Raw genomic sequence first — 21,631 nt, forward strand, 5'->3', positions numbered from 1 at the left:
ATGGACTGGTTTCCGCTTTACAACTCACTGCGCATTGCGCTCATCTCCACGGTCATCACCTTTTTTACCGGCATCTTTGCCGCGTATTACATCGCGCGGGTGCCGCGCGCGCTCAAGGGCGCGCTTGACTGTCTGCTGACCCTGCCCATGGTGCTGCCGCCAACCGTGGTCGGCTTTTTTCTGCTGCGCCTGCTCGGCCCGCGCGGCACGATCGGCCAGTATCTGCTCGAATGGTGGAACCTGCATATCACGATGACTTGGTATGCCGCCATTTTTGCGACTACGGTCGTCACTTTCCCGCTCATGTACCGCACCGCGCGCGGCGCGTTTGAAAGCTTTGACCGCAATCTGCTGTACGCTGGACGTACGCTCGGCCTGTCGAATACCTATCTCTTTTGGCGGGTGCTGCTGCCCGGCTGCAAGCAGGGCATTCTGGCCGGGATCGTACTGTCCTTTGCGCGCGGCCTGGGCGAATACGGCGCGACCAGCATGGTTTCGGGCTACACCCCCGGCCGGACGGCGACCATCTCCACGACCGTCTATCAGCTTTGGCGCGAATCCAACGACGCCCTGGCCTATCGGTGGGTGTTCATCAATCTCATCATCTCGTTTGCCGTGCTGCTGGCCGTCAATCTGCTGGAAAAGAAAAACCGAAAGGGGGCACCCCGCCGTGCTGGAAGCTAAATTTGTCAAGCGGCTGGACGCCTTCCCGCTCGAAGTCGAGTTAAAAGCCGACCGGCAGGCGGTCGCCCTGTTGGGTGCATCCGGTTCGGGCAAGTCGATGACCTTAAAGTGCATCGCAGGCGTGGAAAAGCCGGACGAAGGCCGTATTGTACTGGATGGACAGGTGTTGTTCGACTCGTCGAAGCGCATCAACCTGCCGCCCCAGCAGCGGCACGTCGGGCTTTTGTTCCAAAATTACGCCCTGTTCCCCACCATGACTGTCTGGCAGAACATCCGGTGCGGCCTGCGCCGACTGCCGCGCGCCGAGCAGAATGCCCGCATCGCGGCCCTCATCGCCCGGTTCCATCTGGAAGGGCTGGAAAAGCGTCTGCCCGCCATGCTGTCGGGCGGCCAACAGCAGCGGGTCGCGCTGGCGCGCATGCTGGCCAGCGAGCCGCGTCTTTTGATGCTGGACGAGCCCTTTTCGGCGCTCGACAGCTTTCTGCGCTGGGAACTGGAGCAAACTGTCGCCGAAGTAGTCGCCGCCCATGGCGGGGAAACGCTGTTCGTCTCGCACAACCGCGACGAAGCCTATCGCCTGTGCGACCGGGTGGCCGTGATGGAAAACGGCCGCATTGAAGTCAACAAGCCAAAAAACGATCTATTCCGCGCCCCGGAAACCCAGGCGGGCGCGCGGCTGATCGGCTGCGAGAACATCGCGCCCGCAGCGCTCACAGACGGCGTGCTGTCCATCCCGGCCTGGGGGCTGCGCCTTGCCGGTGTGGCCACGCCCGCATACACGGTGCACGCGGCGGGTATCCCTGCCGACGCCCTGCGCCTATGTGAAGCACCAGACGCCTGCCGCGCCCAGGTGCAACGGGTCATCGAATGCCCGGACGATGTGCTGGCTGTCGTGCTACCCGCGGGCGGCGCGCAGCCGCTGCGCTGCCGCCTGCCCAAGGCAGACGGCTTGCGCCTTGCGCCTGGGGACTGGATTTCTTTGTGCGCTGACCTCCGGCGCATCCACCTGCTGCGCTGACTGCTTCAAACTGACCTTATGAAAATATCGAAAACTGGTGATTTACGGCAGGCCATTTTCCGAGTACAATGGCACCATAAAATATCACCAGACGAAAGAAGGTTCCTGTTTATGAAGCGCAGTTCCACCCGCACCGTGATTTTGGCCGCTCTGCTCGCGGCGTTTACCACGGTTGCCACCATGATGATCAAATTCCCCACCCCGACCCTGGGCTACATCCACCTGGGCGACGGGCTGGTCCTCCTTTGCGGCGTACTGCTCGGCCCCGGCATGGGCGCCGCCGCAGCTGGCATCGGCTCCATGCTGGCCGACCTGTTTTCCGGCTATGCCGCCTTTGCGCCGGCCACGCTTATCATCAAGGCGCTGACCGCCTTTGTCGGCGGTTGGGTGTTCCATCACCTGCATGCGTCGGCATTCCGCACCCCGGTGCGCACCATTTTGGGCGGCATCCCGGCCGAGTGCGTGATGGTGCTCGGTTATTACCTGTACGAAGCCGGTATGATGGTCGTCGGCGGCAGCTCGTTTGCAGCGGCCCTGTCCGCAACCGCTGCCGGTGTACCGTTTAACATCGTGCAGGGTGCGGTCGGTGTGATTTTGTCGGTCGTCCTGCTGCCCGTGCTGGCACGCGCCAGCGGCGAACTGGATGCCCGCATCCGCGCTTGATTCTCTGCCAAAGGCCCGCTTTTCAGCGGGCCTTTTTGTGGTTGTTCACAAAAAATTCACCCGGTTCGCACCAAAAAGGTTTATAATAAAGATGTATGATTTTATTTTGACTATCACCGAAATGGGGGATGACACAGATGGCAAAAAAGATCCTCATCGTCGAAGATGATGACAACATCCGGGAACTTCTGCGCCTCTACTTAGAGCGCGAAGGATACGAGATCACCGAAGCGGAAAACGGGGCGGTCGGCCTGTCCAAATGGAAGGCCGAAAACCCGGACATGATGCTTCTGGACGTGATGATGCCGGTCATGGACGGCTGGCAGGTGTGCAAGGAAGTGCGCGCCGCGGGTTCGACCATGCCCATCATTATGATTACGGCCAAGGGCGAAACCATGGATAAGGTATCTGGCCTGGAACTGGGCGCGGACGACTATATCGTCAAGCCCTTGGAGATGCGCGAAGTGGTCGCACGTGTACGCGCGGTGTTCCGCCGCTTTGCGGGCGATGAAACCGGCAAACTGACCTTTGATAAGCTGGTCATCGACAAGCAGGCCTATGACCTAGTCATTGACGGCAAGCGCGTGGACGCGCCGCCCAAGGAGATCGAACTGCTGTATTTCCTGGCCCAGAGCCCCAACCGCGTGTTTACGCGTGCTCAGCTGCTGGACGATGTGTGGGGCTTTGACTACTACGGCGACACCCGTACGGTCGACGTCCACGTCAAGCGCCTGCGCGAAAAGCTGGAAGGCGTATCCGACAAATGGGAACTGAAAACCGTTTGGGGCGTGGGCTATAAATTCGAAACAAAGGGGTAAGTCATGGGGAAACGCAGCTTTTTCTTCCGCAATTACCTGTCGCACAGCCTGCTCATCGTCTTTGCCTTTCTTTTGGCCGGCACGCTCTTTTCCTATCAGTTTGGCAGCTATGTCAAAGACGAAAAACAGCAGCAGCTGGAATCGACAGCTTCTGCGGTCGCCAGCCAGACCACCGTGGCGGCCCAGGCGCTCGATGACGAACTGGTGCGCGAACTGTACAATGTTTACATCACCCAGATTGCCAACAGCGATCAAGTGAGCATTCTGGTGGCCAATCCTTCGGGCGACGTGGTGTTTTATGCCGCTCCGGATGAACTGGAAAAGCCCAAAAAGGATTCCATTGGGCAGTCCAGCCTGCGTGCGGTGCTGCGCCATGGACAATATTCCGGTCTGAGCACCCTGGGTGGGGTCCTGCCTTCGACCAGCTATTTTGTCGGCGCCGCCTGCCTGGATGAAAACGAACAGGTCACCGCTTATGTCTTTGTCACCTCACCGGCCAGCGTCATCACCGATATGATGGACAATGTATCCCGCATGTTCATTCTGGTCATGCTCATCGCGCTGGTGGGTACGCTGATTATTTCCTATTTCATCTCGGCCCGCATGACCGCGCCGCTCAAAATCATGGCGCTGGCCGCCCGGGAATATGCAGCCGGTAACTTCGACATCCGGGTCCCGGAGGACAATCACTGTACCGAAATCGACGAACTAGCCGTATCCTTTAACAACATGGCGCGCGATCTGGCCCAGCTCGATGAACTCACGCGCGGTTTTATCGGCAATGTATCGCACGAATTTAAGACCCCGATGACCACCATCGGCGGCTTTGTGGACGGCATGCTGGACGGCACCATCCCGCCCGACCAGCAGCAGAAATATCTGCGCATCATCTCCGAGGAAGTCGGACGGCTCAGCCGCATGGTCGTGCGTATGCTGGATGCTGCCAAGATTCAATCGGGCGAACTCATCCTCAACACCGCGCCTTTTGACTTTACCGAGATGTCCAGCCAGATCATCCTGTCGTTTGAGCGCAAGATCTTGTCCAAAAACCTGGAGGTGGACATTGACTTCCAGGACGGCCTGATTGTCAACGGCGACCGCGACCATGTATTCCGTGCGGTGTACAATCTGGTGGACAATGCGGTCAAATTCATCAACACCGACGGCAAACTGACCTTGCGGGCGCACGCCGAAGGAACCATGTGTGCCTTTTCCATCAAAAACACCGGCGCTGGCATTGCGCCGGAGGACATCCCACACGTGTTTGACCGTTTTTACAAAACCGACCGTTCTCGCAGTCTGGACCGTTCCGGCGCCGGATTGGGGCTGTATATCGTCAAGAATATCATCAATTTGCATGGCGGAGATATTTCAGTGCGTTCGGATGGCGGCGAAACCGAGTTTTCGCTGACCCTGCCCTTAGTCGATAAAAAATCGGCGGAGAACTTCATAAATTCTTCACAAAGCAGACAATAAACCTGCACATTGAGCCGGTAGAATAAGGACAGAACAAAGGAAATACAACCGATGCAACCGCATCTTTGAGAAAGGAAGCTTGACGATATGAACACCAATTATAACCCGAATCAACCGGGCGATCCCAATACCCCTTCGACTCCGCAGGAATCGGATTTTTGGAAAAACCCCGAACCGCAGCAGACACCCGAACAGCCGCCCGTCAACCCGCAGGCTGCAAATCCTTCGGCAGAGCCGGTACACACACAGCCGGACAGTTTCCCGCAAACGCCGTATCAAACGCCGGTCCGTTCTTCGGCAGATACCGACCAGCCGATCTATCACGATCAGGCCCATCAGACGACCGAACCGCCCTTTGCGGCAGGCAGCGCCAGCTATCACACCTATCAGGAATGGCAGGCGCAGGAAAACAAGCGGCAGGCCAAAAAAAACCGCAAGCCGCGGTCCAAAAAGCCGTTCATCATTGCCGGCAGCGTTGTGGCTGCGATTTCACTGTTCTGCGGTGGCCTGTTCTTAGGCAGCAGCCAGCTGGGCAGCACCAATTCTTCCAGCGCTTCGTCGTCCAATCAAAATCTCCCGACGCTGACCATTTCATCCACCCCGAAGGATGGTTCGTCCTCTTCGAGTGCGGACGGTGTGCTGTCCGGCGAGGAAATCTATCAAAAGCTCAATGATTCCATTGTCGCCATTCAAAGCGCAGATGAGAGCGGTCAGGTTGCTTCTTCTGGCTCGGGTGTGGTCATGAGTGAAGATGGCTACATCATCACCAATGCCCATGTCATTGCCGATGAAAACACCGGCGAACCGATGAGCAATATCTCGGTACTGTTTGCCGATGGCAGCCAGCTGACGGCCAGTGTGGTCGGTTCGGATGACCAGACCGACTTGGCAGTGCTCAAGGTTGAGCCGACGAGCACATTGACACCCGCCGAATTTGGCGATTCCGATCAGTTGCAGGTCGGTGAAGATGCGTATGCGATCGGCTCGCCCGGTGGCGTACAGCTGGCTAACTCCATGACCAGTGGCATCATTTCGGCGATCAACCGCGACATCACGGTCAATGACCGCGTTATGAGCCTGATTCAGACCAATGTTACCATCAACCCCGGCAACTCGGGCGGTGCGCTCATCAACAAGTATGGTCAGGTTGTTGGTATCACCTCGGCAAAGCTTGGCATCAGCTATTATGAAGGTCTGGGCTTTGCAATCCCGATCAATTCGGCCAAGGAAATCGTCGATGAACTGATTCAGAACGGTTACATTTCCGGTCGTCCGTCGATCGGCATTACCGGCCGCAACATCAGCGAACAGATGGCACAGTACCGCAATCTGCCGCAGGGCGTCGAAATTGCTTCGATCGATTCGCGTGCCGATGCTTCGACCCAGGGCTTGCAGGCTGGTGACGTGATTACCGCTGTCAATGGCACAACGATCACCACCATGGATGAAATCAATGTCATTAAGGAAGATATGCAGGCTGGTGACAAGCTGACGCTGACGGTTTACCGTCCGTCGCAGCAGAAATCGATGAATGTTACCATCACACTGACCGATGCGCATGATCTGGAAGGTACCGATCCGGCGCAGCAGCAACAACAGCAACAGCAGCAGGAACAAGATAATTATGGGAACTACGGAAGCTACGGCAATGGTTATGTCGATCCCTTCCAGTACTTCTTCGGCTATTAAAAAAACGATACGGCAGCCTTGTCAAACAGGGCTGCTGTATTTTACAATAAAGAAAAAAAGGAGGTCTATCCCTCTTGAACAGTTACGAACAGATCTATGCGGTTGTCCGGCAAATCCCACGTGGTAAAGTCGCCAGCTATGGACAGGTGGCCCGTTTGGCAGGCAATCCGCGTTGGGCCAGAGTGGTCGGATATGCGTTGCATGTCAATCCCGATCCGGAGGGTATCCCCTGCTACCGGGTTGTCACCCGGGATGGACGGACTTCACCTGCCTTTGCCTTTGGTGGAAGTGATATGCAGCGCGCTCTGCTGGAAGCGGATGGCGTTGCCTTTCTGCCGGATGGCCGGGTAGACATGGAGCGCTTTTGCTGGCGCACAGAAGAATAAAAAAAGCGGGTGCTATTTCTGCACCCGCTTTAGATTTGCATAAGAAAAAACCGGACAAGAATTTGTCCGGTTTGTGTGCGCGCCGAGTTATCTTCCCGGGCCGTCGCCAGCCAAGTATTGTCACCGTTAACGAGCTTAACTACTGTGTTCGGGATGGGAACAGGTGTACCCTCGTCACCATTGACACGCACTCACTTTTCTTTGTAAAGAAAAGTGAGCAAAAGAAACTTCACTTGCGCTTCGCGCGGTTTCTTTTTTCTTTCCTTCACAAAGGTTTTTTAAAGGTTTGCACCTTCAAAACTGAACAATACTTACTCACAATCGCTTTTTATCGAGATGCTTTTTCCTAATTCATTTTAGGTCAAGCCCTCGGCCTATTAGTATCAGTCCGCTGCACGTGTTACCACGCTTCCACTCCTGACCTATCAACCACATAGTCTACGTGGGGCCTTACTCCCGAAGGATGGGAATACTTATCTCGAGGGAAGTTTCACGCTTAGATGCCTTCAGCGTTTATCTCGTCCGTACTTAGCTACCCAGCTATGCCCTTGGCAGAACAACTGGTGCACCAGAGGTACGTCCACCCCGGTCCTCTCGTACTAAGGGCAGCTCCTCTCAATATTCCTACGCCCGCAACAGATAGGGACCGAACTGTCTCACGACGTTCTGAACCCAGCTCGCGTACCGCTTTAATTGGCGAACAGCCAAACCCTTGGGACCGAATTCAGCCCCAGGATGCGATGAGCCGACATCGAGGTGCCAAACCTCCCCGTCGATGTGGACTCTTGGGGGAGATCAGCCTGTTATCCCCAGGGTAGCTTTTATCCGTTGAGCGACGGCATTTCCATTCACATACCGCCGGATCACTAACTCCAACTTTCGTTACTGCTCGAACCGTCATTCTCGCAGTTAGGCTCGCTTTTGCGTTTACACTCATTGCACGATTTCCGTCCGTGCTGAGCGAACCTTTGAGCGCCTCCGTTACCTTTTAGGAGGCGACCGCCCCAGTCAAACTGCCCACCTGACAGTGTCCCCCGACCAGATTCATGGCCGCAGGTTAGAATTCCAGTATCCCAAGAGTGGTATCCCAAGGTTGGCTCCACACAAGCTGGCGCCCGTGCTTCCAAGCCTCCCACCTATCCTGTACATGGAATACCGAAATCCAATATCAAGCTACAGTGAAGCTCCATGGGGTCTTTCCGTCTAGTTGCGGGAAACCGGCATCTTCACCGGTACTACAATTTCGCCGGGCGGGCTGTTGAGACAGTGCCCAAATCGTTACGCCATTCGTGCGGGTCAGAACTTACCTGACAAGGAATTTCGCTACCTTAGGACCGTTATAGTTACGGCCGCCGTTTACTGGGGCTTAAGTTCGCACCTTCGCTTGCGCTAAGCACTCCCCTTAACCTTCCAGCACCGGGCAGGCGTCACCCCCTATACGTCATCTTTCGATTTAGCAGAGAGCTGTGTTTTTGCTAAACAGTCGCTTGGGCCTTTTCACTGCGGCCTACTCTCGCAGGCGCCCCTTATCCCGAAGTTACGGGGCCAATTTGCCGAGTTCCTTAACAACCCTTCTCCCGTTGGCCTTAGAATACTCATCCCATCTACCTGTGTCGGTTTGCGGTACGGGCACCTTAGTATACACATAAGCTTTTCTCGTCTCTCACGCCAGTGACTTCCCTACTAAATTTCGGTCCCTTACGCCCGGGGCAACCATCGCCCGGGTTCACCTTAATGAAAGCGTCCCTTATGCTTAAAGTTCGGTGGTTACGGAATTTCTACCGTATGTGCATCGACTACGCCGTTAGGCCTCGCCTTAGCTCCCGACTAACCTTGGGCGGACGAACCTTCCCCAAGAAACCTTAGATTTTCGGCCATTATGATTCTCACATAATTCTCGCTACTTATTCCGGCATTCTCACTTGTATGAAGTCCACCAGTGCTCTCGCTCTGACTTCACCCCGCATACAACGCTCCCCTACCCAGACTTGCGTCTGCCTAAGCTTCGGTTAGATGCTTAGCCCCGTTACATTTTCTGCGCAAAACCACTCGACCAGTGAGCTATTACGCACTCTTTAAATGAGTGGCTGCTTCTAAGCCAACATCCTGGTTGTTTTCGCAGTTTCACATCATTTTCCACTTAGCATCTATTTGGGACCTTAGCTGTAGATCTGGGCTGTTTCCCTTTTGACCACGAGACTTATCTCACGTAGTCTGACTGCCATGAACCAATTAGCCGGCATTCTGAGTTTGATAGGGTTCAGTAACCTCGCGGCCCCTAGCCCATTCAGTGCTTTACCTCCGGTAATCTATCATAACGCTAGCCCTAAAGCTATTTCGGGGAGAACCAGCTATCTCCGAGTTCGATTGGAATTTCTCCGCTATCCACAAGTCATCCCCGGCCTTTTCAACGGACGTGGGTGCGGCCCTCCACGGTGTCTTACCACCGCTTCAGCCTGCTCATGGATAGGTCACCCGGTTTCGGGTCTAATGCAAGTAACTTAAGCGCCCTATTCAGACTCGCTCTCGCTGCGCCTCCGGTATTCCAATACCTTAAGCTTGCTACTTACATTAACTCGCCGGACCGTTCTACAAAAAGTACCCGATCACACATGAACGTGCTCTCGGTGCTTGTAGGCACAAGGTTTCAGGTTCTATTTCACTCCCCTCCCGGGGTCCTTTTCACCTTTCCCTCACGGTACTGCTCCTCTATCGGTCACTGAGTAGTATTTAGGCTTGGAGGATGGTCCCCCCATCTTCCCACAGGGTTTCACGTGTCCTGTGGTACTCTGGATCCAGCTAGCGTCCTATCAGTTTCGCCTACGGGGCTATCACCCTGTATCGCCGCTCTTCCCAAAGCGTTCGGCTACCAAAACAGACTACATATCGCTGTCCAAACCCCAGACAGATTGCTCCATCTGGTTTGGCCTCTTCCGCGTTCGCTCGCCACTACTAGCGGAATCTCGGTTGATTTCTTTTCCTCGCCCTACTTAGATGTTTCAGTTCAGGCGGTTCCCCACGTTAACCTATGGATTCAGTTAACGCTGACAGAGTATTGCTCTGCCGGGTTTCCCCATTCGGAAATCCACGGATCAAAGCCTATTTGCGGCTCCCCGTAGCTTATCGCAGCTTGTCACGTCCTTCATCGGCTCCCAGTGCCAAGGCATTCCCCTTGCGCCCTTTACAGCTTGACCTCTCGGCATGATCTTTCGATCATGGCTGTTATATTGCAAGAATTAGGATTATCTCGGTTATTTTAGCTATTTGTAGTACGATCTTTCGATCGTATCCCAACAATATTCAGAAAAACCATTTATTTTTTGCTTAATTTCTTAAGCGGAATAACAAATTGTTTCCTCTATTGTTGCTTATTGCTTTCGTTATTGTTCAGTTTTCAAGGTGCAAATAAACTTCTTAATTGAAGTTTTCTTTGCTTACTTTCTTGTTCACAAGAAAGTAAGTGGTGGGCTTGAGAGGACTCGAACCTCCGACCTTACGCTTATCAGGCGTACGCTCTAACCACCTGAGCTACAAGCCCATAGTTATCACGGACGTCGGTCTTTTCGTCCCTTCGCCCTTGGTGGAGATGAGGAGGATCGAACTCCTGACCCCCTGCTTGCAAGGCAGGTGCTCTCCCAGCTGAGCTACACCCCCATGTCGTCGTCGCAAAGTTCGCTTTGTTTCGCTTCCAGATAAATCTGAAAGCTTCACATGCTTCCTTGCGCCTCCTCTTCATTCCAAACCCGCTTCGCTGGGCTTCGAAATGATTTTCGGCAGGGCTTCCGGAACGTTTTTCTTCTCAATTTCCACTTTTTGAAGGTACATTCCTTCTTTCGAAGGCTTACACCTTCCAAATTAAACAACGATCTGCCGTACGAACTCGATTGACCATAGGATATGAGACTTTATTTCAAATCTCAGGTCTCCTTAGAAAGGAGGTGATCCAGCCGCACCTTCCGATACGGCTACCTTGTTACGACTTCACCCTAATTACCAGTCCTACCTTCGGCCGCGCCCTCCTTGCGGTTAGGCTACGGACTTCGGGTATTACCGGCTCTCATGGTGTGACGGGCGGTGTGTACAAGGCCCGGGAACGTATTCACCGCGGCATGCTGATCCGCGATTACTAGCAATTCCGACTTCATGCAGGCGAGTTGCAGCCTGCAATCTGAACTGGGACAGCTTTTAGGGATTTGCTCCACCTCGCGGTATTGCCTCCCTCTGTATGACTGCCATTGTAGTACGTGTGTAGCCCAGGTCATAAGGGGCATGATGATTTGACGTCGTCCCCACCTTCCTCCGTTTTGTCAACGGCAGTCCGGCTAGAGTGCTCTTGCGTAGCAACTAACCGTAAGGGTTGCGCTCGTTGCGGGACTTAACCCAACATCTCACGACACGAGCTGACGACAACCATGCACCACCTGTCACCTCTGCCCCGAAGGGAAACCCTATCTCTAGGGCGGTCAGAGGGATGTCAAGACCTGGTAAGGTTCTTCGCGTTGCTTCGAATTAAACCACATACTCCACTGCTTGTGCGGGCCCCCGTCAATTCCTTTGAGTTTCAACCTTGCGGTCGTACTCCCCAGGTGGGATACTTATTGTGTTAACTCCGGCACGGAAGGGGTCAATACCTCCCACACCTAGTATCCATCGTTTACGGCGTGGACTACCAGGGTATCTAATCCTGTTTGCTCCCCACGCTTTCGCTCCTCAGCGTCAGTTAATGTCCAGCAGGCCGCCTTCGCCACTGGTGTTCCTCCCAATATCTACGCATTTCACCGCTACACTGGGAATTCCGCCTGCCTCTCCATCACTCAAGACCAGCAGTTTTGAAAGCAGTTCCGGGGTTAAGCCCCGGGATTTCACTTCCAACTTACCAGCCCGCCTACTCGCCCTTTACACCCAGTAAATCCGGATAACGCTTGCTCCCTACGTATTACCGCGGCTGCTGGCACGTAGTTAGCCGGAGCTTATTCTTTAGGTACCGTCAAAATTCGTCCCTAATTAAAGATCTTTACAACCCGAAGGCCTTCTTCAATCACGCGGCGTTGCTGCGTCAGGGTTGCCCCCATTGCGCAATATTCCCCACTGCTGCCTCCCGTAGGAGTCTGGGCCGTGTCTCAGTCCCAATGTGGCCGTTCAACCTCTCAGTCCGGCTACTGATCGTCGCCTTGGTGGGCCGTTACCCCGCCAACTAGCTAATCAGACGCGAGCTCATCTCAGAGCAGACAAGCCTTTGGCATCAAAACCATGCGATCCCGATGCATTATGCGGTATTAGCAGTCGTTTCCGACTGTTATCCCCCACTCCGAGGCAGATTGCTCACGCGTTACTCACCCGTCCGCCACTAAGTTAAGAATTCCATCTCCGAAGAGATTTCCAAAATAACTCCGTTCGACTTGCATGTGTTAGGCACGCCGCCAGCGTTCATCCTGAGCCAGGATCAAACTCTCTAAAAATGTTATTAAAAGAGCAAATTGCTCATTCAATCGACTTCAGAGTCTGACGTGTCGGTTTGACTTTTAAAACAGAGTTCCGACTTCTGTTTGGATTCTACTAGAGTAAAAACTCAAGCGAATTTTCAGGTTCGTCACATACTATTTAAAGTAAGCATTTCGTTGTTTAATTTGCAAGGTGCAATGTTCGCTTCACCCTTTCGAGTGAAAGCTTATTTATTATACCAGGCTCATTTCGCTCTGTCAAGAACTTTTTTAACTTTTTTCGAAGTTTTTCAACCTCGAATCTAGTTTATCCAGTTCTTTCGGAACTTTTCGAGCTGGTTCGCTATCCTTTCGGACAGCTTATTTAGTATACCGCATTTCAAGTCCTTTGTCAACAACTTTTTTCATTGTTTCCGAAGTTTTCTTTTCGCGGTCGCTACTTTTGAAAAGCAGCTTAGTTAATATACGCCAACTTTCCCCTTTTGTCAACACCTTTTTGCATTTTTCTGCAAAACTTTTTCACGTATAAAGGGACAGGTACGCGCACGCGCACCTGTCCCTCTTGGTTTCAGTTGAGCAAATAGATGGACAGATTCAAATATCCCGCAAAGAGCACCCATAAGGCATACGGCACGAGCAGCCATCCCGCAGGCTTGGAAATGCGGTAAAATCGGGTCAGCGTCACCAAAATGAGCACCCACAGCACGATCAGCCACAAAAACGCCACGCCATATAGGCCCCACCGGAAAAACAGCAGCGGCCAGACAAAGTTAAACGCCAACTGAAGGGCATAACTTTGCAAAGCTGCCTGGACGCGTGACCGTTCCGCTCCCGAGGTGCACACCAAATACGATGCAACGCCCATCATCAGGAACAAAATCGTCCACACCACTGGGAATACCCAGCCGGGCGGCGACAGCGGCGGCTGGTTGAGCGCCGCAAATTCTTCCATGGACCCTTGGGTCAGCCACGCCGATACGCCGCCCACGGCCAGCGGGATTGCCAGACAAAGCAGCAATCGTTTCCATTGAATCATACGAGTATCACCCCGTATTTACGATATGCCGTTTGATGGGAATTTATACGATTATTTGATGCGGCGGCCCATGAATTTGGTTTCCATCACCTCAGCATAGACCTGTCCGGCGGTCGCATCGGCCAGAGCGCGGTTGAGCGCCTCTTCGGTACCAGCCGGCACCGAGCCGGTCAGCGTCACATCGGCGCCATAGTCGGTATCCTCCACCGTGCAGTCGTGGGCGGGCAGCACCTGCTGCACGACACCCAATAAATTATAGGGACAGGCGATAAGCACGACCGAAAACATGCTCATCTGCTGGATACCCGCTGCCGCGACCGCAATTTGTGCGCCCTTGGTATAAGCGCGCACCAGCCCGCCGGTCCCGAGCAGCACACCGCCAAAGTACCGCGTCACCACACAGCAGACATTGACCAGGTTTTCATGCCGCAGCACTTCCAAAATCGGCATCCCGGCTGTACCCTGCGGCTCACCGTCGTCTGAATACCGCATGATGTTGCCTTCCCGCAGGATATAGGCCGAACAATGGTGGGTCGCATCCCAATAGGTTTCGCGCATCTGCTTGATTTTAGCCATCGCCTCTTCGGGCGTTTCCACCCGCCACAGGCGGCCGGTGAATTTGGAGCGTTTTTCCACAAATCCATCCTCGGCATAGGCTTCAAACGGGATAAAATAATCCTTTTCGTCCATCGGCTTTTACTCCTCCACGGCGTATTCCTGCATCCGGCCGCAGGTCTTGTCATCCATGATCGCTTCCACCAGCGTACCATTTTCCACATATTCGACCGAAAGCACCTGCGCTTCCCGGTGCAGCATGTCGAGGGCTGCGCCGTCGCTGTACGGAATGAGCAGCCGCATCTGGTGTTTGCCGCGGCCGAGCGCCTTTTCGATCGCTTGCAGCAGTTCGGCTTCGCCCTGCCCGGTCTTGGCCGACAGCATCACGCTGCCCGCTTCGGCATACGGCAGTTCGTCACAGCGGTCGATCTTGTTATACACGATGACCCGCGGGATCTGTTCGGCGCCCAGCTGTCGGATAACTTTATCGACCGTCTGGGCGTGCAGCTGCCAATCGGGGTCGGAGACATCGACCACATGCAGCAGCAAGTCGGCATAGCGGAGTTCTTCCAGCGTTGCTTTGAATGCGCTGACCAGATGGTGCGGCAGCTTGCGGATAAAGCCGACCGTGTCGCTGAGCAAGATTTCCTGGGTGTCCGAGATGCGCTTTTTACGCGTGGTCGGGTCCAGGGTATCAAACAGGCGGTCGTTGGCCGGGATACCGGCGTCGGTCAGCAGGTTGAGCAGCGTCGATTTGCCCGCATTGGTGTAGCCGACAATAGCTACCAGAGGCAGCTCGGTCTTTTTGCGCTGGCGGCGCTGGACGGCGCGCACCTGGCGCACCTGTTCCAGGTCGTGCTTGAGCTTATCGATGCGGCGGCGGATGTGCCGGCGGTCGGTTTCCAGCTGGGTTTCACCCGGACCGCGCGTACCGATCGGGCTTTTGCCGCCGCCCGCCGTCTGGCGCACCAGGTGGGTCCACATGCCGGTCAGGCGCGGCAAAAGATACTGATACTGCGCCAGTTCGACCTGCAATTTACCCTCGCCGGTGCGGGCGCGCTGGGCAAAAATGTCCAGAATCAGCGCCGAACGGTCGAGCACGGTCCGGCCCATGATTTTCTCCAGATTGCTCAGCTGCGAGGGGGATAAATCGTTATCAAATACGATCAGGGTCGCTTCATTGGCCTCGGCGAGCTGCCGCACTTCTTCGGCCTTGCCTTCGCCGATGAAGGTGCGCGCATCGGGCGCCGGACGGTTTTGCAGCGCCATGCCCACGCATTCGCCGCCCGCGGTTTCGAGCAGCGCGGCCAGTTCGGCTAAAGTCCGTTCGTCGGAATCTTCGTCGGGCGCAAATCCATGGCAGGACAGCCCGACTAGAATCGCTTTTTCGGGTGCGCCTTCCTCGTACGTATTCGTCATATTCGAAACACTTCCTTTTTTTCGAGATCGGCCGGCGACCGGCCTTAAAGGTTTGTTCAAATTCTGTTCATTCCATAGCTTTCCTTTTTTGATACAATAAAGATACAACATGAGGAAAGGAAGGAATGTTCTATGAACAAACACCAACTTTGTGCCGCTTTGTTAGCGGCTGCCCTGGCAGCTGGATCGGTACCCGCTGCTTTTGCCGTCGATGGCGCGGCGGCAGTTACCAGCAGCGCAGCGGACAGCATTGCCTCCGGCCGACTGGCTGATCTGGACACGCTGCTGCAAACGCTGGAATCCAAGCATCCCAATCTATATACCCAGCACACCAAGGCCGAATTTGACGCCAAGCGCGCCGAGATCGAGCAGAACCTTGCCACCATGAGCGATTTTGATTTTGCCATTGCCCTGTCCGAACTGGTGGCTCTGGTGGGGGATTCGCACACAGGGGTCAACATTGGCGTCTTTGCCGAAACGCTTCATTTTCTGCCGCTGAACCTCTCGTCTATGGCCGAAGGGCTAGTCATCACCGGGCTTCCGGCTGCATATCAGGACTATCTGGGCGGCGTATTGACCGCTGTCAACGGCATTCCGATGGACCAACTCGAGGAACGTCTTTCCCCGATGCTGGGTTCAGACAATGCCGCTTATCTGCACCGCCAGTTTTACGGCACCTTCTATGTCTATGAAATTTTGCAGCATTACGGCATTACCGACCAGCCGGAGGACATCCGCCTGACCGTACGCACCGCGGACGGCACCCGCGACATGGTCGTGGATGCGATCGATTCCACGGCGCTGCAAGCTGTGGAAGTCGTCCGCCTGGAGCAGGACGCGGTCCCCGCAACGGCAGCCGATTCGTCCCAGATTTATTTTATGAAACCGCTGGACGCACGTACGCTGTACATCCAGTACAATTCCTGCCAGCAGGACCCCACCTTATCCATGGAGGACTTTGCCGAACAGGTACGCCAATCGATCGAGCAGAACGGCTACGACCGTGTGATCGTTGACCTGCGCAACAACGGCGGCGGCTCGGATGGGGTCATTATGCCGCTGTATTACCTGCTGGCCGAAAAGCACGAACAGGACGGCGTTGCGCTGTATACCCTCATCGGCGATTCCACCTTCTCTTCGGCGCTCATCAATGCCGTGGAGTTCAAGGCAGCCGGGGCCACACTGGTCGGCACGCCGACCGGCGGCAGCGTCGATCATTTTGGCGAAGTGAGCAGCTTTACGCTGCCAAATTCCGGACTGGCCGTCCAGTATTCCAACAACTTCTTTGATTTAGGTTCCATGTTGGATGCCGCCAAGCCGTACGGCACCGAGTCGCTGCTGCCCGACATCGAAGCGCCCCAGACCCTAGCCGATTATCTGGCCGGAAAGGATACCGCGGTGGAGACCATCCTGGCCCGGACAGACGACGCCGGACAACCCCAGACCGCTCTGACCCGCGCCGCGCTGGCCACCGCCCTGGGACGGGACTACGCTGCCCAGACCGGACAAGGCATCCAGACCCAGCAGCCGCCCTTTGCCGACGTATCGGTCTTTCACTATGCCGCGCCGTATATCGGCTGGGCCCAAGCGGCCGGTCTGCTGTACGGGGACAGCAACGAGGTCTTTGCCCCCGACCGTGCGGTCACACGCGCCGAACTGGCAGCCGTGCTGACCCGGTATGCTGCCCTGTGCGGCAAGGAACTGACAGCCAAGCCCGCCGCGCCTACCGATGCAGACGCCATCGCCGCCTGGGCACGGGACGCCGCCTGTCAGCTGGCTGACGCTGGGGTACTGCCGCTGGAAAACGGGAAGTTCCAGCCCTCGCAGACGGTCAGCCGCACCGATTTCGATGCCATTCTGGCCAATTTCACAGCCGCCCTTACCTGATTTTTGCCAAGCCGGAGCCGCAAGGTTCCGGCTTTTTTGCAATAGAAAAGCCACCGACCGCATACGCAATCGATGGCTTAACATTACTTGTCGAGATTGAAACGCTTCTTGAAGCGGTCAACACGTCCGCCGGTGTCTACCAGCTTCTGCTTACCGGTGAAGAACGGGTGACACTTCGAGCACACGTCAACGACGATATTCTCCTTGGTGGAGCCAGTTTCAATTACGTTGCCGCAAGCGCAGCGGATGGTCGTCTGCTTGTAGTTGGGATGGATACCCTGCTTCATGGTTCTTTCACCTCTTTCCAATTTGGGCGTTACAGTCATAAATGAATAATAGCACAGCTCTTACAAAAATGCAAGCTTTTTTTTCATTTTATCGCATATTTTTTATTCGCTCTCGGATGGGGCGGGACGCTCAAAAACCAGGTCGAACGCCTCAACGAATCCTTCCATGCGCTGCTGCACCGGAATGCAGCCTGCAAACCGCCAACCGTCGGCGGCGCGGCGTGCAATGATCTCCCGGTGCGCCTCCAGCGTCAGCCCGATGCCGCCGAGCAGCGAATATCCCTGTTCTTCGGGCTCGACCCGCTCAAACTCGTACTGGTATTCTGTCATTGAACGATCAGCACAGCTTGCAGCCTGCCGGAACTGCGTCGTCCAGCATCACGAGATGCAGCTCTTCGCCGCCCTCGATCTCACGCACGGCAGACAGGATCATACCATTCGATTCCTGGCCCATCATCTTGCGCGGCGGCAAGTTTGTGCAGGCCACCAGGGTCTTGCCGACCAGGTCCTCGGCCTTGTAGAACTTGGCGATACCGGACAGGATCTGGCGCGGGGTGCCCGAGCCGTCGTCCAGCTGGAACTTCAAAAGCTTTTCGCTCTTTTCCACGTTCTCGCAGGCCAGCACCTTGCACACAGTCATCTCGACCTTGGCAAACTCGTCGATCGAAATGCAGCCTTCGGGGATCTCGGCCTTCTTCTTGGCCTTTTCTGCCTTCTTCGCTGCCTTCTCGGCTTCCTTGGCTGCCTTTTTGGCCTTCTTTTCAGCTTCCGGGTCGATGCCGGTGATCTCGGCCAGCTTCTTCGGGATGTCGATGCGGGCAAACAGCACTTCGGCCTGGCCGACCTTATGGCCCGGCTCGAGCGCACCAAAGGATGCCAGCGACTCGACGCCCTTATCTTCGATGTTCAGCTGTGCAAAAATGCGGTCGGCCGTTTCGGGCAGATGGGGCTTGATCATGATTGCCGCAAAGCGGATGGATTCGAGCAGGTTGTACAGCACCGTGCCCAGACGCTCCTTCTGGCTCTCGTCCTTGGCCAGCGCCCACGGCATGGTTTCGTCGATATACTTGTTCGAGCGGCGCAGCAGGGTGAAGATCTCGTCGATGGCGTCGGCCACATGCAGGCCCGCCATGCGCTTTTCAACCTTTTCGGGCAGCGCCAGAGCGATTGCCTTGAGTTCTTCGTCCACCGGCTCGGAAGCGCCCGGCTGCATGACCACGCCGTCAAAATACTTATGGCTCATGGCAATGGTGCGATTGACCAGATTGCCCAGCACGTTCGCGAGGTCGGCGTTGATGCGCTCCATGAGCATCTCGTAAGTCATCACGCCGTCGTTTGCAAACGGGATTTCGTGCAGCACATAGTAACGCACCGCGTCCACGCCGAACCACTTAACCAGATCGTCGGCATAGATGACATTGCCGGTCGACTTGCTCATCTTGCCGTCGCCGACCAGCAGCCACGGATGGCCAAAGACCTGCTTCGGGAGCTCCTCGCCCAGCGCCATCAGGAAGATGGGCCAATAAATCGTGTGGAAACGGATAATATCCTTACCGATCAGGTGCACGTCGGCCGGCCAGAAGCGCTTGTAATGCTCATCGTGGTTGCCGTCCGGGTCATATCCGCAGAAGGTGATGTAGTTGGTCAAGGCGTCCAGCCAGACGTAGACCACGTGCTTGTCGTCGAAGGTGACCGGGATGCCCCAGTCGAACGAAGTACGCGATACGCACAGGTCTTGCAGGCCGGGCTTTAAGAAGTTGTTGACCATCTCGTTTTTGCGGCTCTCGGGCTGGATAAACTCCGGGTGGCCCTCGATGTGCTTCATCAGACGGTCGGCGTATTTGCTCATCTTGAAGAAATAGGCTTCTTCTTCGGCGTCTACGACCGGGCGGCCGCAGTCCGGGCAGCAGCCGTCGACCAGCTGGCTCTCGGTCCAGAACGATTCACAGGGCGTGCAATATTTACCCTTGTAGCTGCCCTTGTAAATGTCGCCCTGGTCGTACAGCTTTTTGAAGATCTTCTGCACCTTTTCCACGTGCATCGGATCGGTCGTGCGCACGAACTTGTCATAGGTGGTGTTCATGAGGTCCCAGATCTCGTGAATCTGGCCCGCCACGCCGTCGACATAGGCCTGCGGGGTCACACCTGCGGCTTCGGCCTTGTCCTGAATCTTCTGACCATGCTCGTCGGTACCGGTCTGGAAGTAGACGTCATAGCCGGTCATGCGCTTGTAGCGCGCAATGGCGTCCGCCAGCACGATCTCATAGGTGTTGCCGATGTGCGGCTTTGCCGAGGTGTAGGCGATGGCGGTGGATATATAGTAAGGTTTTTTATCCATCGGTTGGTGCTCCTTTCGTAAGAAAACCGCGCACCACAACTGGAACGCGGAATAATCACAGCGATTCTTTCTTTATTTTATCCAATTTTCGCCTTTAAATCAATAGTTTCCGGGGAAAAACGCGAAAAAAAAAGCCCGCGGATGTCTCCGCAGGCTTTTGTATCACACGGTCGGGAGGGGGAAGTGCAGGGTGAAGGCACTGCCCTTGCCCGGCGTGGATTCGACGTCGACCGTGCCGCCGTGAATCTCGCACACATGCTTGACGATGGCCAGTCCCAGGCCGGTGCCGCTGATCTTTTGCGAGTGGCTCTTGTCAGCGCGGTAGAAGCGCTCGAAAATATGCGCCTGATCTTCTGGGTCGATGCCGATGCCGTCATCGGCCACGCGCACCTGCGCGCCTTCGGCCGAAGAAGATACGGCAATCTGTACATGGCCGCCCGGACGGTTGTATTTGATCGCGTTTTCGCACAGGTTGAACGTCGCCTCGTCCAGCATTTGCCGCACACCGCGCACGGTGATCGGGCTGCCGGTCAGTTCGAGTGTCACTTGGTTGCTCTCTGCCGTCTGCTGGAGCCGCTTGACGGTCTCCTGCACCAGGCCGTACAGCTCGACCGATTCGAACGGCAGCTCGGCTGGGGTACTCTCGTCCAGACGGGACAGCTTCATGATATCATCCACTAGGCTGAGCAGCCGTCCGGCTTCCTTGTGGATCTTTTCCCCAAAGCCGCGCACATCGTCCGGCCGGGCCAGGCCGGTGGAAATCATCTCGGCATAGCCCGAGATCGAAGTCAGCGGGGTCTTGAGTTCATGCGATACGTTGCCGGTAAACTCGCGGCGGCTGCGCTCGGCCGCATACCGCTCGGAGATGTCGACGATCAGCATCACGCAGCCGCGCGCCTTTCCTTCTCCATCGACCGGGCTGAAATAGATCTGCAAATGCGAACCTTCGGCGTTTTCCAGGCCATAGGAGATTTTCTCCCCGGTCACCGCTGCCTTGGCCTTCTGGTTGAGCTGCGGGTCGCGGCTGAACACAACCAGGCTTTCGCCCGTCCAGTCGCGGTCGCCTGCGCCCAGCAGCCGCACGGCCGCATGGTTGACCGACAAAATGTGCAACTGTTCATCGCACACGATCAGGCCTTCGGCCATGTTGGACGTGATGGCGTCAAACTCCATCTGGCGCTGGCGCAGCAGATCGATCTGCTGCTCGATTTGGATGTTCTGATTGCTGATCTTGCTCAAAAGCGGGGAAAGTTCCTCGTAAATGTTGTTGCTTTCGGGCTCATCGAGCTGCAAATTGTTAATGGGCGATACCAGACGACGGGTCAGGTAATGCGCCAGCCAAATGGACAGCACGCAGGCCACCAAAATAATCAGAATCAGCGGCGGGATGGCGCGCTGCAAGTCGCTGGTGACGATGTCGGTCGTGTTGGACAGGCGTAGGATTTCGCCGGTGGACAGCTCAATGGCCGCATAATAGGTCTGCTGGCCAAGGGTTGCCGACGTGCGCACGCTGGCGCCTTCGCCGCTTTCTAAGGCTTCCTGCACTTCCGGGCGCTCCAGATGGTTTTCCATCTGGGAAGAGTCGTAGTTGGAGTCAAACTCCACGGTGCCGCCGGCCCGGATGAGGGTCACGCGCGAACGGTCGCTCTTGCCGATGGCCTCCAGATATTCCTGCCGTTTTTCTTCGGGCAGATCGCGGATTTCTTCCAGACCGGCTGCGACCAGGGATGCCTGTCGGAAGGTTTCGGTTTCCATGCGCGTCAGTGCCGTCTGGTAGCTGACCACCAGGGTCGCGACAAAAGTCACAAGGCAGGTCGCAAGCGCGAGCAAGCTCATGAACAGGTTGATTTTGCGTTTCATGGTTCTCCTCCAGAAAAAAGCGCGTCCATCCTTGCGGCCGCGCTGAGAATGTGGGCGCAAAGCCCGGGCGCATG

15 protein-coding genes, 2 tRNA genes and 3 rRNA genes are annotated in these 21,631 nt (G+C 55.6%); 8 read left to right on the plus strand and 12 right to left on the minus strand.

Annotation, left to right across the window (positions count from 1 at the left end; genetic code table 11):
• The 7 genes from modB to EFB11_RS06685 all read left to right on the plus strand — a co-directional run bounded on the left by modB (nucleotide 1) and on the right by EFB11_RS06685 (nucleotide 6,734).
• The gene (gene modB / locus EFB11_RS06655) at nucleotides 1-684 is read left to right on the plus strand and encodes a molybdate ABC transporter permease subunit (protein WP_122789485.1); all 684 of its coding nucleotides are present in this window, start codon (nucleotides 1-3) and stop codon (nucleotides 682-684) included.
• Entirely contained in the window at nucleotides 671-1,702 is a 1,032-nt protein-coding gene (locus EFB11_RS06660; protein ID WP_243115171.1) for a sulfate/molybdate ABC transporter ATP-binding protein, read from the plus strand. Before modB ends, EFB11_RS06660 begins: the two co-directional genes overlap by 14 nt.
• Before the next feature lie 111 nt (nucleotides 1,703-1,813).
• Nucleotides 1,814-2,365: an ECF transporter S component gene (locus EFB11_RS06665; RefSeq protein ID WP_122789486.1), complete on the plus strand. Its 552-nt coding sequence runs from the start codon at nucleotides 1,814-1,816 to the stop codon at nucleotides 2,363-2,365.
• 137 nt (nucleotides 2,366-2,502) lie between these two features.
• The gene (locus EFB11_RS06670) at nucleotides 2,503-3,183 is read left to right on the plus strand and encodes a response regulator transcription factor (protein WP_122789487.1); all 681 of its coding nucleotides are present in this window, start codon (nucleotides 2,503-2,505) and stop codon (nucleotides 3,181-3,183) included.
• Between the two features lie 3 nt (nucleotides 3,184-3,186).
• Complete coding sequence (locus EFB11_RS06675; protein WP_122789488.1) at nucleotides 3,187-4,659, plus strand: HAMP domain-containing sensor histidine kinase; 1,473 nt, start codon at nucleotides 3,187-3,189, stop codon at nucleotides 4,657-4,659.
• A gap of 87 nt (nucleotides 4,660-4,746) precedes the next feature.
• On the plus strand, nucleotides 4,747-6,348 hold the full coding sequence (locus EFB11_RS06680) for a S1C family serine protease (protein WP_122789489.1): 1,602 nt from the start codon (nucleotides 4,747-4,749) through the stop codon (nucleotides 6,346-6,348).
• Nucleotides 6,349-6,422: 74 nt separating this feature from the next.
• Nucleotides 6,423-6,734, plus strand: a complete 312-nt coding sequence (locus EFB11_RS06685) for an MGMT family protein (RefSeq protein WP_122789490.1) — start codon at nucleotides 6,423-6,425, stop codon at nucleotides 6,732-6,734.
• 74 nt (nucleotides 6,735-6,808) lie between these two features.
• On the opposite strand, the gene rrf is transcribed toward EFB11_RS06685, so the two are convergent.
• The 8 genes from rrf to hflX form a co-directional block, all read right to left on the minus strand.
• Nucleotides 6,809-6,925, minus strand: a 5S ribosomal RNA gene (rrf, locus tag EFB11_RS06690).
• Nucleotides 6,926-7,091: 166 nt separating this feature from the next.
• Nucleotides 7,092-9,928, minus strand: a 23S ribosomal RNA gene (locus tag EFB11_RS06695).
• A 267-nt stretch (nucleotides 9,929-10,195) separates the two neighbouring features.
• Nucleotides 10,196-10,272: transfer RNA gene (locus EFB11_RS06700), tRNA-Ile, on the minus strand.
• Between the two features lie 40 nt (nucleotides 10,273-10,312).
• A tRNA-Ala gene (locus tag EFB11_RS06705) sits at nucleotides 10,313-10,388 on the minus strand.
• 277 nt (nucleotides 10,389-10,665) lie between these two features.
• Nucleotides 10,666-12,193: ribosomal RNA gene (locus EFB11_RS06710) — 16S ribosomal RNA — on the minus strand.
• Together the 16S, 23S and 5S rRNA genes with 2 tRNA genes alongside form the textbook arrangement of a ribosomal RNA operon.
• 550 nt (nucleotides 12,194-12,743) lie before the next feature.
• The gene (locus EFB11_RS06715) at nucleotides 12,744-13,211 is read right to left on the minus strand and encodes a TspO/MBR family protein (RefSeq protein WP_122789491.1); all 468 of its coding nucleotides are present in this window, start codon (nucleotides 13,209-13,211) and stop codon (nucleotides 12,744-12,746) included.
• A 51-nt stretch (nucleotides 13,212-13,262) separates the two neighbouring features.
• Nucleotides 13,263-13,901, minus strand: a complete 639-nt coding sequence (locus tag EFB11_RS06720) for a YigZ family protein (protein WP_122789492.1) — start codon at nucleotides 13,899-13,901, stop codon at nucleotides 13,263-13,265.
• Nucleotides 13,902-13,907: 6 nt separating this feature from the next.
• Nucleotides 13,908-15,185 (minus strand): GTPase HflX, encoded by a 1,278-nt coding sequence (gene hflX / locus EFB11_RS06725; RefSeq protein ID WP_122789493.1) that lies wholly within the window; start codon nucleotides 15,183-15,185, stop codon nucleotides 13,908-13,910.
• 132 nt (nucleotides 15,186-15,317) lie between these two features.
• Between hflX and EFB11_RS06730 the strand changes: the two genes are divergently transcribed.
• Complete coding sequence (locus EFB11_RS06730; RefSeq protein WP_122789494.1) at nucleotides 15,318-17,072, plus strand: S-layer homology domain-containing protein; 1,755 nt, start codon at nucleotides 15,318-15,320, stop codon at nucleotides 17,070-17,072.
• A gap of 83 nt (nucleotides 17,073-17,155) precedes the next feature.
• On the opposite strand, the gene rpmE is transcribed toward EFB11_RS06730, so the two are convergent.
• From rpmE to EFB11_RS06750, 4 genes are all read right to left on the minus strand, one after another.
• On the minus strand, nucleotides 17,156-17,359 hold the full coding sequence (gene rpmE / locus EFB11_RS06735; RefSeq protein ID WP_122789495.1) for a 50S ribosomal protein L31: 204 nt from the start codon (nucleotides 17,357-17,359) through the stop codon (nucleotides 17,156-17,158).
• A 102-nt stretch (nucleotides 17,360-17,461) separates the two neighbouring features.
• The gene (locus EFB11_RS06740) at nucleotides 17,462-17,689 is read right to left on the minus strand and encodes a DUF4177 domain-containing protein (RefSeq protein ID WP_122789496.1); all 228 of its coding nucleotides are present in this window, start codon (nucleotides 17,687-17,689) and stop codon (nucleotides 17,462-17,464) included.
• A gap of 7 nt (nucleotides 17,690-17,696) precedes the next feature.
• Entirely contained in the window at nucleotides 17,697-19,736 is a 2,040-nt protein-coding gene (gene metG / locus EFB11_RS06745) for a methionine--tRNA ligase (RefSeq protein WP_279220532.1), read from the minus strand.
• A 123-nt stretch (nucleotides 19,737-19,859) separates the two neighbouring features.
• Nucleotides 19,860-21,557 (minus strand): sensor histidine kinase, encoded by a 1,698-nt coding sequence (locus EFB11_RS06750; protein ID WP_122789498.1) that lies wholly within the window; start codon nucleotides 21,555-21,557, stop codon nucleotides 19,860-19,862.
• Nucleotides 21,558-21,631 lie beyond the last annotated feature (74 nt).

The sequence above is a fragment of the Intestinibacillus sp. Marseille-P6563 genome, from assembly GCF_900604335.1.
Classification (GTDB): Bacteria; Bacillota; Clostridia; order Oscillospirales; family Butyricicoccaceae; genus Butyricicoccus_B.

Coding starts and splice junctions, on each gene's coding strand:
- modB (WP_122789485.1), top strand. CDS start 1: ATGGACTGGTTTCCGCTTTACAACTCACTGCGCATTGCGCTCATCTCC.
- EFB11_RS06665 (WP_122789486.1), top strand. CDS start 1,814: ATGAAGCGCAGTTCCACCCGCACCGTGATTTTGGCCGCTCTGCTCGCG.
- EFB11_RS06670 (WP_122789487.1), top strand. CDS start 2,503: ATGGCAAAAAAGATCCTCATCGTCGAAGATGATGACAACATCCGGGAA.
- EFB11_RS06675 (WP_122789488.1), top strand. CDS start 3,187: ATGGGGAAACGCAGCTTTTTCTTCCGCAATTACCTGTCGCACAGCCTG.
- EFB11_RS06680 (WP_122789489.1), top strand. CDS start 4,747: ATGAACACCAATTATAACCCGAATCAACCGGGCGATCCCAATACCCCT.
- EFB11_RS06715 (WP_122789491.1), bottom strand. CDS start 13,211: ATGATTCAATGGAAACGATTGCTGCTTTGTCTGGCAATCCCGCTGGCC.
- EFB11_RS06720 (WP_122789492.1), bottom strand. CDS start 13,901: ATGGACGAAAAGGATTATTTTATCCCGTTTGAAGCCTATGCCGAGGAT.
- hflX (WP_122789493.1), bottom strand. CDS start 15,185: ATGACGAATACGTACGAGGAAGGCGCACCCGAAAAAGCGATTCTAGTC.
- EFB11_RS06730 (WP_122789494.1), top strand. CDS start 15,318: ATGAACAAACACCAACTTTGTGCCGCTTTGTTAGCGGCTGCCCTGGCA.
- rpmE (WP_122789495.1), bottom strand. CDS start 17,359: ATGAAGCAGGGTATCCATCCCAACTACAAGCAGACGACCATCCGCTGC.
- EFB11_RS06740 (WP_122789496.1), bottom strand. CDS start 17,689: ATGACAGAATACCAGTACGAGTTTGAGCGGGTCGAGCCCGAAGAACAG.
- EFB11_RS06750 (WP_122789498.1), bottom strand. CDS start 21,557: ATGAAACGCAAAATCAACCTGTTCATGAGCTTGCTCGCGCTTGCGACC.